We start from the raw sequence: 12,706 nt of genomic DNA on the forward strand, positions 1-12,706 counted from the left end.
GCGGCTGTAGCTCAGTTGGATAGAGTACTTGGCTACGAACCAAGGGGTCGTGGGTTCGAATCCTGCCAGCCGCGCCAACTCAGTTGGCAAAAACGCTCCAGAGGCGAAAGCTTCTGGAGCGTTTTTCGTTTACCTACCGGTCTACCGCACCGTCCACCTGCCGTCTGTCTGGCATTCCCTTTCTTCGGGGCACGACGACGCTTTCCTCGGCGTCGTCATGCCATCACCGTCGACGCTCACATCGATCGATGGGCGTCCACGATGAACGTCAGCCCGTTCAGCCCGTCGTGGTGTTCACCTGCCATCCCAACCCGAGCGCCTTCTGCAACGTCACGAACGACTTGAGCAGTTGCGCATCGCCGGCAATCCGGTCCTGCTCTGCCGAGAAGCGCGTGCGTTCGGCGTCGAGCCAGTCGAGCGTGCTGGCCGTTCCGGCGCGATAGCGCTGACGCGTGAGCGTCGCCGCGCGCGATGCCGACGACTCCACGCTTTGCAGGCGATAGACGTTTTCGCGCTGATGGCCGTAGCGCGCCAATGCCACGTCGGCGTCGCGCAATGCCGTCAGGACCGCGCTTTCATACTTGGCCTGTGCCTGATCGCGTCCGGCCTTGGCGCCGTCGACACCTGCCTGCACGCGTCCGAAGTCGAGCGCGTTCCATTGCAGACGCGGCAACGCCAGCCAACTGAAGTTGTCCTTGCGCAGCAGATGGCCGGGGTCCAGCGCGGAGTAACCGAGTTCGCCCATGATCGAGAGCTTGGGGAACCAGTTGGCCGTCTGCACGCCGATCTGTGCGTTCTGCGACGCCAGACGCCGCTCCGCCGCACGAATGTCCGGACGCGCCTGCAACAGTGCCGACGGGTCACCGATGGCCACCTTGGCCGGCACGCGGGGCAGCGCCTTGGGCGATTTGAGTTCGTCGTCCAGGGCGCCAGGCGCACGGCCGGTGAGCAGTGCCAACTGATCGAGCGACTCGATGACGTCGGCCTCCAGCGGCAGCACGCGCGACTGCGTCTGTTCGACTTGCGTGAAGATGCGTTCGACGTCCAGCTCCGAGGCCACGCCACCGGCCCGGCGCTGACGCGTCAGATCGAGCATCTCGCCTTCGAGCTGCGCGGAGTCGCGCACCAGTGCGAGACGCGCCTGCTGATCGCGCAATGCAACGTAGGTCTGCGCGACTTCGGCGGCGAGTTGCACGTGGGCATCGGCGAGATCCTCCGACGCGGCGTCGGCGTCGGCACTCGCCGCTTCGACCGCCCGGCGGGTACCGCCGAACAGATCGATTTCCCAACTCGCGTCGAAGCCCGCGATGTAGAGGTCGAGCGGCCCGCGCCCGCCGCCGCTGCCGTTGCCCGTGAGCGCGCCGAGGTCCGGCGAGCGCGTGCGAACGGCGGCCAGATCGACGGTCGCCTTCGGCAGCAGATCGGCCTGATGACTGCGCAGGCTCGCACGCGACTGACGCACCTTTGCCTGCGCTGCACGGATGTCCGGGCTATTGGCGATGGCGTCGTCGATGAGCGCGGTGAGTTGCGGATCGTCGAGTCCTGTCCACCAGCGCGAGACGCCCGGGGTGTGCGCTTCGACGCCTTCGCCCGCGTGAGCAAACGTCGCGCCGGTGCGCAGCGCATCGTTCGCCACCTCGGGGGCGCCGCGATAGTCGGGGCCGACCGTGCAACCGGCGACGAGAAAGGCGGCCGCAACCGCCAGGGTTCGTAGAGAAAAAGTCATGTTCGATCAATGCCCGCCAGAGGAGAATCCGGCCGGTTGCTTGAGCAGCAGGGCAAGCGGCACGCAAAGCAGCAACGCGATACCCAGTGCATAGAAAGTCTCGGAAAACGTAATCACGCTCGCCTGTTTCGCGATCTCGGCGGCCAACTGCGCCGTGGCCTGCAACTGTGCGTGGACCATATCGCCCGATTGCGCGAAGAAACTTGCCGCATTCGCCGAGAGATGTTCTTGCCCCATCGGATTGTTCGCGGTGAGCGATTCGCGCAGCACGGCGTCGTGATAGTCGGTGCGACGATCGATGAGCGTGCCCAGCAGCGCGAGGCCCACGGAGCCGCCGAGGTTGCGTGCCATGTTGTAGAGGCCTGCGGCGTCACCGGCGTCCTGTGCTTCGACCGCCGCCATCGAGGCCTGATTGAGCGGCATCATCGCGAGCATCTGCCCGACACCCCGCAGCAATTGCGACAGCGTGAAGTCATGCCCCACGCTCTGTGCCGTGAGATCGATGTCGAGCATGCAACTGGCGAAGAAGAACAACAGCCCGAGAATCACGAGCAGACGGATGTCCACGCGGCTGATCAGGCGAGGCAGGAAAGGCATCATCAGAAACGCGGGCAATCCGGAGAGCAGCATGATGTTGCCGGACTGCTGCGCGTTGTAGCCCGCGATGGTCGCGAGGAACTGCGGCAGCAGATACGACACGCCATACAGGCCGGCTCCGACCGTGAACACGATGTAGATCACGCTCGCGTAGTTCTTGTTGCCCAGCAACGAGAGCTTGACGATGGGCTTCTCGGCGGTGAACTGCGCCACGAGCATCATGCCGATGCCGAGTGCCGACAGTATCGACAGCCAGATGATCATGTGCGAGTCGAACCAGCGTTCTCGCTGACCTTCTTCGAGCACCACGGTGAGCGAACTCAGTCCGATCGCCAGCCCCACGATCCCCAGCCAGTCCGCCTTGAGGAAGGCCTGCAAGTTGGTTGGCTCACGCTTGAGGCCGAGCCCGAGCAACGTGACGATGGCAGCCGACAGCGGCAGGTTCAGGAAGAAGCACCAGCGCCAGTTCGCGTTTTCGGTGAGCCATCCGCCAACGACCGGACCGAGTAGCGGGCCGAGCAGCACGATCAGCCCGAACATCGCCATGCCAACGCCCATCTGGTGACGTGGCAATCGCGTTCGGATGATCATCTGCGCCGTCGGGATCATGGCGCCGCCTGCGAAGCCCTGTCCGATACGGCCGATGACCATTTCGGGCAGGCTGCTCGACGCACCGCACATCATCGAGAACAGCGTGAAGAAGACGGCATTGAGCATCAGAAAGCGTCGCAGACCGAGCACGCGCGTGAGCCACGCCGCCAGCGGAATCATGACGATTTCCGACATGAGATAGCCGGTCGAGATCCACGTACCCTCGGTGCCCGATGCGCCGATCTGCCCCTGAATCTGCGGCAGTGCGGAGTTCGTGATCGAGATGTCGAGCGTGGCGAGCAACGCGCCGAGCGCACCGGCTGCCACCGCGATCCAATCCGACGCCGTAGCGTTTGCCGGGGCTGCGGGGGGTGCCGCCGGCGCGTGGGTGACGCTGCCAGCGCCAGTATTAGCCACGTTGGACTCCGTTGCCAGGCGTTGCTGCGGCGTTGGTCGCATTGGCATTCGACGGTGCGTTCATGAGCGGGCCGACCGCCGAGCCGAGCGGCGCGCTAAGCGAGAGCTGTGTCGGTTCCGCTCGTGCCGCCTGCTTGGCCGGTGCGGCCGTCGTGGCCGTCGTAGCGTTGTGGTGCGTGTCGACGTCCGCCGTCACCGAGAGTCCCGGCAACAACACGGCACGCAACGATTCCGGCGCTTCGAGACGAATACGTACCGGCACGCGCTGCACGATCTTCGTGAAGTTGCCCGTCGCATTCTGGGCGGGCAGCAGGGCGAACTGCGAGCCCGTGCCCGGCGACACGGAGTCGACCACGCCATGGATCGGTTCGCCCGGCAACGCGTCGACGTGAATCGTCACCGGCTGGCCGGGGCGCATATGGCCGACCTGCGTTTCCTTGAAGTTGGCCGTCAGATAGACGTTCTGTACCGGCACGACCGTCAGCAGCCGCGTGCCCGGTTGGGCGAACTGGCCGACGCGCACGGCGCGGTCGCCGACGCGTCCGGCGAGCGTGCTCTTGACGACGGTATCCGCCAGATCGAGTTCCGCCTTGCGGGCACTGGCCTGCGCCACCGCCAATTGCGCCTTGGCCTGTGCGAGTGCGGCCGTCAGGGTGTCCGTCTGACGCTCCGTCGACTGAAGGCTGGCCTCGTTGCTCTTGAGCGAGGCGTCCGCGCGGGTGCTGGTGTTGCGCAGTTCGGCCAGACGCTCGTCCGTCTCGGCGCCGGTCGCCACGAGCGGGGCGTAACGCTTGACCTGACCCGCCGAGTAAGCGGCGTTGGCGCGGGCGCTGTCGAGTTCGGCGCGGGCCTGCGCAATGGTCGCGGCGTGCTGCGACAGCTCGGCCTGCGCGCGGGCGACGTCCGCCTCACGGGCGACCACGGTCGCGGCGGCTTCGTCATACGCGGCCTGATACTGGCGTCCGTCGAGTCGTACGAGCGGCTGGCCGACGCTGACCGTCTCGTTGTCGCGCACGAGCACTTCCGTCACATAACCGCCGACCTTCGGGGCGACGGTCATGCTGTCGGCTTGCAGGTAGGCGTCGTCAGTCGACTCAATGAAGCGTCCTACGAACCACCAGTGCGCCCCCCAGCCGAGACCGGCGACGATCCCCAGCGCCAGCGCGCCGAGCAGCATCTTCTTGCGGCGCGGATTGGCCGGCGCCTTTGTCTGGTCGGGCTTTCCGGCGCTTTCCTGTGCCTTGGCGGCCGGGGTGTCTGCGGGTCGCGCCATCGTCTGCACCGACTCCGACGGCTTGACCTGTGCTGCGGTGGTCATGGGAATTTTCCTCAAATTATTCCAATTGGCAGAATTATTCCAGTTGATCGATTTATGTCAAGTGTTATATTTTTGACGAAAGTTTTGGCAAGCAAGGGGATACATGACTGGGACATCACGTGCTGCGCGTGTTCAGAGCACACCCGCGCGCCCGCGACATGCGGTCGATACGGGATACCAACGTGGCGAGGAAACGCGTGCGCGCATCATCCTCGCGGCGATCAAATGCTTCGGGGAATTCGGGTTCTCCGGGGCGTCGACGCGCGACATCGCGAACGCGGCGGGCGTGAACGCGCCTGCGCTTCAGTACTACTTCGACAACAAGGAAGGGGTGTACAAGGCTTGCATCGAGTACATCCTGGAGCTCGTGCTCGGGCAGATGGGCGAAGCCATCGAGTTGGCCGAGCAGGTGGTGGCCGATCCGAATGCGACCGACGAGCAACTGATCGACGCCTTCTGCGAGTTGCAGAGCCGCAAGGGCGGCTTCATGGAGAAGAGCCCGGAGATCGAGGGCTGGCACATGTTCATGGCGCGCGAGCAGGCCGGGCTGGGGCCCGACGCGGGCTTCAAGGTCTTTCACGATCGCTTTTCCAGCCGTCTGGCGGCGGTCGGCTCGAATATCGTGACGCGACTCGCCGGTGTCGAACCCGACAACGAAGCGATGCGCGTTCGTGCCGTGTGCATCAGTACGCTCGGCATGGCGTTTCGCGTGATGCGCCGCTCCGTCGATTGTTCGATGGGGTGGGGCACTGAGCCGAGCCCGGAGCGTAACCGCATGGTGCGCGAGGCGGTGCTGGAACAGACGCGCTACCTGCTGGAGCGCACCGTGCGCGAACGCAAGGACGCAGCAAAGTAACCCGCGCGGCGCACAACAAAATGGGGGCACCGACGCGTGCCCCCATTTTCATTTCAGCGCATTGCGGCGCATGCCGATGCCTCGCGGCAACGAGAACCATAACGACAGCGACAGCGACAGCGACGGCGACAACGACAGCGTCACCACATCACGGTCACGCGATCAGGACTGCGTGGCCGTTCGCCCCTGCGGTTCGCCATCGCGCTTGCGATACCAGAGGAAGTAGACCAGCAGCACGACAGCGACGAACGGCACACCGAAGATCATCGTCATGCGGAAGACACCGGTGAAGAGCGTCGTGAGCATGATCGCGGCCATGAGCGCTGCGCCCAGCAGTGTGAGCCACGGAAAGCCCCACATACGAAACGCCAGCGGCGGATGCGATTCGCGTCGCCACGCGCGACGGAAGAAGAAGTGCGTGACGAAGATCATCATCCACGTGAGCATCGCGCCGAACATCGAGATCGCCATCATGAACGTGAACGACGACTCGGGGTACAGGAAGTTCACGAGCGTCGCGAGCGCAATGCCGACCGTCGAGAGCAACAGCGCGGCGAGCGGCACTCCACGACGGTTCACTTCGCCGAAGCGGGCGGGCGCATAGCCGGCGCGCGAGAGCGAGAACATCATGCGTGTGGTGATGTAGAGCTGGCTGTTCATCGACGAGAGCGCCGCGATCAGCACCACGAAGTTGATGACACCGGCAGCACCCGGAATGTTGATGGCCTGCATCACCTTCACGAACGGGCTCTCGTCCTGACCGGCGGCGGTCCACGGCACGATGGCGAGCATCAGCGCGAGCGTGAGCAGATAGAACAGCACGAGGCGCACGACCGTCGAGCGGAAGGCGCGCGTCACGGCGCGTTCGGGGTTCTCCGCTTCACCGGCGGCGACCGCGATCATTTCGATGGACAGGTAACTGAAGATGGAAATGATGACCGCGATCCACATGCCCCAGAGGCCCTTCGGGAAGAAGCCGCCGTGTGCGGTGTAGTTGGCGAAGCCTGCGGGTGAGTGAGCGGCGTCTGCGACCGAGTTCGGCGCGATGAAGACCACATACGCGCCGATCAGAATGAAGATGACGATGGCGGTGATCTTGATGAGCGAGAACCCATACTCGATGGCGCCAAACAGGTTCACCGACATGGCGTTCACGAGCACCAGCGCGGCGGAAAAGCCCGCGACCCAGTACCAGCCCGGCACCTGTGGGAACCAGTACTTCATGTAGACGGCGATGGCGCTGACTTCCGTGCCGACGGCGAGCACGATGCAGGACCAATACGCGTAGCGCACCAGAAAACCGGCCCACGGCCCGATGTAATACTCGGCATACGCGCCGAACGAGCCGGACGTCGGGTGAGCGACCGTCATCTCCGCCAGACACCCCATGAGCATGAGCGCGATGAGTGCGCCAATGGCGTAGGAGATCAGCACGCTCGGTCCGGCGAAGCCGATGGCGAAACCGCTACCGAGGAAGAGTCCGGTGCCGATCGCGCCGCCGATGGCGATCATGGCCATCTGACTCGCGGTGAGCGAGCGACGCAGGCCTTGTTCGCGCTTCGTGATATGCGAGAAGTCGCGGGGCCTGGCCGAGGACGTCGACTGAGTGGACCGGGTCGGCTGGGGAGACTGGGGAGTACGCGTCATGACACACCTCTGGGACACCGCACGATCGAGATGAGCGCGGCGTCTGCATGAGTACAACATTGCTTGTCATTGCCCGTTTGCGCGACGCGATACGACAGTGGCCGATGCACTGCGCTGTGCCTGCGGCCAGGATGCCGGAATCGCAGGCGCGAGCGGGCCCCGCCGCCCCGATCGGAGCCGGGGCGGGTGATACGAACTGCAAAAAGTGAAGCCTTCTGGCGGATCGGATGGCGCAGGGCGTGCGTTTGATGCGCTTGATGCGCGCCCTGTGTGCGCCGCTTAGAAGATGTGGCGGATGCCCGTGCCCACGCCGACTTGCGTCGAGTTACCCGGCAGTTCGACGCGTGCGGCGCCGCTGACCTTGTTGTAATCGACGGTGCCGTAGACCTGCGTGCGCTTGGACAGCGCGTACTCGGCGAGCAGCACATACGTGTAACGACGACCTGAGCCGGCGTCGCCCGCTTGCGCGTTGATGTTCTTGATGTCGTCGAAGTACGCCGCACCGGTGATGGCGAGGTTCGGCATGGCCTGGATGGTCGTGCCGAGGTAGAACGTCATGTCCTTGCGCGGGTTGTCGTTCAGGTTACCCGTGGTGACCGTGTGCGCCGGATCGTTGAGCGTGCTGTCGAGCCAGCCGCTGCGGTCGCGTCCGCCCATGTAGCCGACGAACACCTTGGCGATGGAGACGCTGTAGATACCGCCCAGGCCCCACATCTGCTGCACGCGCTTGCTGGCATCGCGGGCGGCCTGATACACGCCGGCAATCTGGAACGGGCCCATGGCGTAGGCGGCGCGTGCGCCCCAGTAGTTGCTTGCAGCCATCGTGCCGGCCGTGTTGCCGAAGCCGTAGGTTGCGCCGACGGACAGGCCGCCGAACGTGCCGGCGTAGCTCACGGCGTTATCCACACGACCGCGCGTGATGTTGTACATCCACGAGTTGTTGGCGTAGTTGCCGATCGTGAGCGGATCGAAGTCGCCGTATACGTTGAACGCCTCGGTCGCCTGACGACCGATCTTGATCGTGCCGTACTGATTCTGCAAACCGACGAATGCGTAACGATCGAACAGACGCGGGCTGTTGGCGAGCGTGCCGTTCTGCGGGTTGATACCCGATTCCAGCTGGAAGATCGCCTTCATGCCGCCGCCCAGATCTTCCGAACCCTTGAAGCCGAAGCGGCTGTTGGTCACGGCGCCGTTGGTCACTTGCCAGAGGGCGTCGTTATTGGCGTTGGCGTTGGTCTGATAACGCACGCTCTGATCGACGATCCCGTACAGCGTGACGGAACTTTGTGCGGCAGCGGTGGTGCTGAAGGCGAGGCCGCAAGCGGCCGAAACAATGGCCAGACTGGCCGGAAGTGCAGACTTCATGGGTCTCCTTGGTGCGTCTTGTAGACGTTTTTTTTGGTGAACGCTTAAAACGATCCGTGACTCCTTCCGATAAAGGAGATTACGGATTCTTCTCGGCACGACGACTGCAATATTAGAAACGGCCCCATCGGGAATACATCACTCGTTCGGCCTGGGGCCGAGAGCTATCATATCAACGCAAAAATGGAATTTGCTTGCTATTTCTAGCGGGCAACTGGCGTTGAGTCGAAGGATCTGCCAGAATCCAGGAAAACTTGATGGATTCTGCCAATGAACCTCGACCTTGCCGACCTGCGCATCCTCCGCCATCTGGAACTCAATGGCCGCATCTCCAATCAGGAACTGGCCGATGCCGTTGGCTTGTCGCCATCGGCATGCCTGCGCCGGGTGAAATTGCTGGAGGACCGGGGGGTGATTTCCGGATATCGCTGCATCGTGGACGCACAGCATATCGGTCTGGAGTTCGAAGCGCTAGTGCAAATTACATTGCGTCCGGACGTCGATCAGTGGCATGAAAAGTTTCTGGCGTGCGTGCAGAACTGGCCCGAAGTCGTCACGGCCCGCATCGTCACCGGCTCTGCCAATTACATCTTGACGGTAAGAGCGCGTAACCTCGCGCATTACTCCGACTTTATCGTCAATGAGCTATATCGGGCGCCGGCCGTCATGTCGATTCAATCGAACATTGTCCTAAAGACAATTAAAAACACGCAGTCGCTCGTCGATCTCGTGAAGCAGAAATAAAAAATACAAAATATATTAACTATTCTCGAAATTTGAGAATGCATTCTTAAAAGAAGAGACGCAGCATGGCAGTGATCACCACGATTGAGGATTTACGGGTTCTGGCGCAGCAGCGGGTGCCGCGCATGTTCTATGAGTATGTCGATTCCGGGTCCTGGACCGAATCCACTTATCGGGCGAACGCGGCAGACTTCGGCGGCATTGAATTCCGGCAGCGCGTGGCCGTGAACATCGAGCATCGCAGCACACGCACGACGATGCTCGGCGAGTCGGTGGCGATGCCGGTGGCGCTGGCGCCCACGGGGATGACGGGCATGCAGCATGCCGACGGCGAAATTCTCGCGGCGCGTGCCGCTGAGGCGTTCGGTGTGCCGTTCACGCTCTCGACGGTGTCCATCTGCTCCATCGAGGATGTGGCGGCGCATACCAAGGCGCCGTTCTGGTTCCAGTTGTATGTCATGCGCGATCGCGACTTCATCGAGCGTCTGATCGATCGCGCCAAGGCGGCCGGTTGTTCGGCGTTGATGGTGACGATGGATCTGCAAATCAGCGGCCAGCGTCACAAGGACATCAAGAACGGTTTGTCCGCGCCGCCGAAGCTGACGCTGCCGAACATTGCGAACATGATGACCAAGCCGCGCTGGTGCATGGGCATGCTTGGCACGCGACGTCGCACGTTCGGCAACATCGTGGGGCATGCGAAAGGGGTGGACGACATCGGGTCGCTTGCCGCATGGTCGGCCGCGCAGTTCGATCCGTGTCTGTCTTGGGACGACGTCGAGTGGATCAAGAAGCGTTGGGGCGGCAAGCTGGTGCTCAAGGGCGTGCTCGATCCCGAAGATGCGCGTGCGGCACGCGACACCGGGGCGGACGCCATTGTGGTGAGCAATCATGGCGGTCGTCAGCTGGACGGTGCGATCTCGACGATTCGCGCGTTGCCGGACATCGTGGCGGCCGTGGGGCGCGACACGGAGGTGTGGCTCGACGGCGGCATTCGTTCTGGGCAGGATGTAATCAAGGCGATGGCGTTGGGCGCGAAGGGCACGCTGATCGGGCGTCCGTTCCTGTACGGCCTGGGCGCGATGGGCGAAGCGGGCGTGCGCCGCGCGCTTGAGGTGATCGCGAAGGAGATGGACGTGACGATGGCCCTGACGGGCCGCACGAACGTCGAGCGTCTCGATACCTCGATGCTGATCCCGGGCAGCTACCCGACAGGCATCGGTCCCTACCTCCCGGAACCGGGCAGGTCGTAACACGACTCTCCCCACTCACGCGACACACCGAAACCGCAGCCATCGTGCTGCGGTTTTTTTATTGGTGCGTCCCCAAACTTGGGTGCGTGTCCATTGTGCAAACCGCACCGCCTTCGTGCATCCGGCACAACAACGGCGCTGCCCGCTTTCGGGGCGTTTGCGCTGACGTCCTTATATTTACTGGCATTGCCAAGGTCTGGCACACCCCTTGCATAGGTATTCCTCAAACTTGTACACAAGAAGGAATACCAGATGCGCACATGGACAATCACGCAGTGGCTGGACGCTTATCGCAGCGGCGCCACGCCCGCACAATTACTTGGTGAACTGGTTGATGCACTTGTGCCCGGCGATGTCGCGTGGATCTCGACGGTCACGCCCGCCGTGCTTGAGGCGCAACTCACGCGACTCGACGCGCGCCTCGCCGCCGTCGGGGGCGACATTAGCAAGTTGCCGCTGTATGGCGTGCCGTTTGCCGCGAAAGACAATATCGACGCCGCCGGCTTCGAGACCACGGCCGGGTGCCCCGCCTTTGCATATGCCCCCGATACCAACGCCACCCTCGTGCAACGTCTCGTCGACGCTGGCGCCGTCGTCATCGGTAAAACCAATCTCGATCAGTTCGCCACGGGCCTTGTCGGCGTGCGCTCGCCTTACGGCATTCCCACCAACACGTTCGATCCTGCTTACATCTCCGGCGGATCCAGCTCGGGCTCCGCGAGCGTCGTCGCGCGCGGTATCGTGCCCTTCGCGCTCGGTACGGACACGGCTGGCTCGGGACGCGTCCCCGCAGGCCTGAACAACATCGTCGGCCTCAAGCCCACGCGTGGTGCTTTCAGCAACACCGGCGTGGTCCCCGCGTGCCGCACACTCGACTGCGTCTCGGTGTTCGCAACGACCGCCGCCGATGCCGCACTCGTCTACGACGTGGCCGCAGCGTTCGACCCGCTGGATGGCCTGTCGCGCGAAGCCCCGGTGCAGGCCGCGCGCTGGAAAGTCCCTGCGGCTCCGCGCTTCGCCATCCCCGCAACGCCTGAGTTTTTCGGTGACGCACTGGCCGAGAAAGCCTTCCGTGACGCCGTTGCCCAGATCGAAGCGCGCGGTGCGATCTGCGTGCCCATCGACTTCTCGTTGTTCGACGAGGTGACGCAATTGCTGTACGACGGTGCATGGGTTGCCGAACGCTACGCCGCCATTCGCGACTTCGCACAAACCAACGAAGCCGACATCCATCCGGTCGTGCGCGACATCATCTTCAAGGCGAAGGCCTTCTCCGCCGCAGACACGTTCGCATCGATGTACCGACTGGCCGATCTCAAACGCCGCGCCGATGCCATACTCGCCCCCTTCGACGCCTTGCTCGTGCCGACGGCCCCCACGCACTACAAGATCGACGAACTGCTGGCCGATCCGGTGCGTCTGAACAGTCACCTCGGCAAATACACCAACTTCGTGAACCTGCTGGACTGGAGCGCGTTCTCCGTGCCCGCCAGTTTGCGCGATGACGGACTGCCGTTCGGCATCACGTTCATCGCCGATGCCTGGCGTGAACGCGCGCTCGCCGAGTTCGCCGGCGAATGGCATCGCGCCACCGGTCTGACGCGAGGTGCGACGGGGCAGCCGCTGCCGGCAGACGATATCGCCGTGCCGCATCCGCCAGCCCCCCTGGTCACTCCCGCCTCGGCACGCCCGGCGAATGATGCCGCCTTTGCCCCCGCGACCGATTCCGCTCCTGCCGCCACCATCCGCGTCGCGGTCGTCGGCGCGCACCTTCGCGGCATGCCGCTCAACCACGAGTTGACGAGTCGCGGCGCGCAGTTCGTCGAGAGCACGACGACGTCTGCCAACTACCGCCTGTTCGCGCTTGCCAACACCTCGCCGCCGAAGCCGGGATTGCTGCGTACCGACGACGGTGCGCAGATTCGACTGGAGTTGTGGGACGTGCCATCCGCTGAATTCGGGTCGTTCGTCGCCGGTGTGCCCGCACCGCTGGGCATCGGCACCGTCACGCTGGCCGACGGACGTCAGGTCAAGGGCTTCATCTGCGAGCCGTTCGGGTTGCATGAGGCGAAGGACATCACGGCCTTCGGTGGCTGGGCATCCTATATCGCTAGCCTCACGAGCCTCGCCGACCTCACCAACGTTGGCAAGTCCACCAGCGGTTCCACGCCGTCCGCCGCCTGAGAGAG

General features: G+C 63.7%; 9 protein-coding genes and 1 tRNA gene. 5 read left to right on the top strand and 5 right to left on the bottom strand.

Annotated elements, in window-relative coordinates:
* A tRNA-Arg gene (locus A9762_RS17615) sits at window positions 1–77 on the top strand.
* Window positions 78–277: 200 nt separating this feature from the next.
* Here the strand turns inward: A9762_RS17615 and A9762_RS17620 are convergent.
* The 3 genes from A9762_RS17620 to A9762_RS17630 are packed head-to-tail and all read right to left on the bottom strand — an operon-like array spanning window position 278 to window position 4,604.
* Window positions 278–1,726, bottom strand: coding sequence for an efflux transporter outer membrane subunit (locus A9762_RS17620; protein ID WP_069343318.1), 1,449 nt, complete (start codon window positions 1,724–1,726; stop codon window positions 278–280).
* A gap of 6 nt (window positions 1,727–1,732) precedes the next feature.
* Window positions 1,733–3,331: a DHA2 family efflux MFS transporter permease subunit gene (locus A9762_RS17625; protein WP_069343319.1), complete on the bottom strand. Its 1,599-nt coding sequence runs from the start codon at window positions 3,329–3,331 to the stop codon at window positions 1,733–1,735.
* Window positions 3,324–4,604, bottom strand: a complete 1,281-nt coding sequence (locus A9762_RS17630) for an HlyD family secretion protein (protein ID WP_170836268.1) — start codon at window positions 4,602–4,604, stop codon at window positions 3,324–3,326. The genes A9762_RS17625 and A9762_RS17630 overlap by 8 nt, the downstream gene beginning before the upstream one ends.
* A gap of 148 nt (window positions 4,605–4,752) precedes the next feature.
* On the opposite strand from A9762_RS17630, the gene A9762_RS17635 reads away from it, so the two are divergent.
* Window positions 4,753–5,505 (top strand): CerR family C-terminal domain-containing protein, encoded by a 753-nt coding sequence (locus A9762_RS17635; RefSeq protein ID WP_069343321.1) that lies wholly within the window; start codon window positions 4,753–4,755, stop codon window positions 5,503–5,505.
* 162 nt (window positions 5,506–5,667) lie between these two features.
* Here A9762_RS17635 and A9762_RS17640 read toward each other — a convergent pair whose 3' ends face one another.
* Together A9762_RS17640 and A9762_RS17645 are read right to left on the bottom strand one after the other, a co-directional pair.
* Entirely contained in the window at window positions 5,668–7,152 is a 1,485-nt protein-coding gene (locus tag A9762_RS17640) for an amino acid permease (protein ID WP_083254035.1), read from the bottom strand.
* Window positions 7,153–7,431: 279 nt separating this feature from the next.
* Window positions 7,432–8,520, bottom strand: coding sequence for a porin (locus A9762_RS17645; protein WP_069343322.1), 1,089 nt, complete (start codon window positions 8,518–8,520; stop codon window positions 7,432–7,434).
* Window positions 8,521–8,790: 270 nt separating this feature from the next.
* Between A9762_RS17645 and A9762_RS17650 the strand changes: the two genes are divergently transcribed.
* The 3 genes from A9762_RS17650 (at window position 8,791) to atzF (ending at window position 12,701) form a co-directional block, all read left to right on the top strand.
* Window positions 8,791–9,264, top strand: a complete 474-nt coding sequence (locus tag A9762_RS17650; protein ID WP_058377695.1) for an Lrp/AsnC family transcriptional regulator — start codon at window positions 8,791–8,793, stop codon at window positions 9,262–9,264.
* Window positions 9,265–9,329: 65 nt separating this feature from the next.
* Complete coding sequence (locus A9762_RS17655; protein WP_069343323.1) at window positions 9,330–10,517, top strand: alpha-hydroxy acid oxidase; 1,188 nt, start codon at window positions 9,330–9,332, stop codon at window positions 10,515–10,517.
* A 252-nt stretch (window positions 10,518–10,769) separates the two neighbouring features.
* Window positions 10,770–12,701 (top strand): allophanate hydrolase, encoded by a 1,932-nt coding sequence (gene atzF / locus A9762_RS17660; protein WP_069343324.1) that lies wholly within the window; start codon window positions 10,770–10,772, stop codon window positions 12,699–12,701.
* Window positions 12,702–12,706 lie beyond the last annotated feature (5 nt).

Source organism: Pandoraea sp. ISTKB, assembly GCF_001721285.1.
GTDB classification, from domain to species: Bacteria; Pseudomonadota; Gammaproteobacteria; order Burkholderiales; family Burkholderiaceae; genus Pandoraea; species Pandoraea capi.

What these genes read in the sequence shown, in the direction of transcription:
- A9762_RS17640 (WP_083254035.1), bottom strand. Translation starts at nt 7,152, where the DNA reads ATGACGCGTACTCCCCAGTCTCCCCAGCCGACCCGGTCCACTCAGTCG.
- A9762_RS17650 (WP_058377695.1), top strand. Translation starts at nt 8,791, where the DNA reads ATGAACCTCGACCTTGCCGACCTGCGCATCCTCCGCCATCTGGAACTC.
- A9762_RS17620 (WP_069343318.1), bottom strand. Translation starts at nt 1,726, where the DNA reads ATGACTTTTTCTCTACGAACCCTGGCGGTTGCGGCCGCCTTTCTCGTC.
- A9762_RS17630 (WP_170836268.1), bottom strand. Translation starts at nt 4,604, where the DNA reads ATGGCGCGACCCGCAGACACCCCGGCCGCCAAGGCACAGGAAAGCGCC.
- A9762_RS17645 (WP_069343322.1), bottom strand. Translation starts at nt 8,520, where the DNA reads ATGAAGTCTGCACTTCCGGCCAGTCTGGCCATTGTTTCGGCCGCTTGC.
- A9762_RS17655 (WP_069343323.1), top strand. Translation starts at nt 9,330, where the DNA reads ATGGCAGTGATCACCACGATTGAGGATTTACGGGTTCTGGCGCAGCAG.
- A9762_RS17635 (WP_069343321.1), top strand. Translation starts at nt 4,753, where the DNA reads ATGACTGGGACATCACGTGCTGCGCGTGTTCAGAGCACACCCGCGCGC.
- atzF (WP_069343324.1), top strand. Translation starts at nt 10,770, where the DNA reads ATGCGCACATGGACAATCACGCAGTGGCTGGACGCTTATCGCAGCGGC.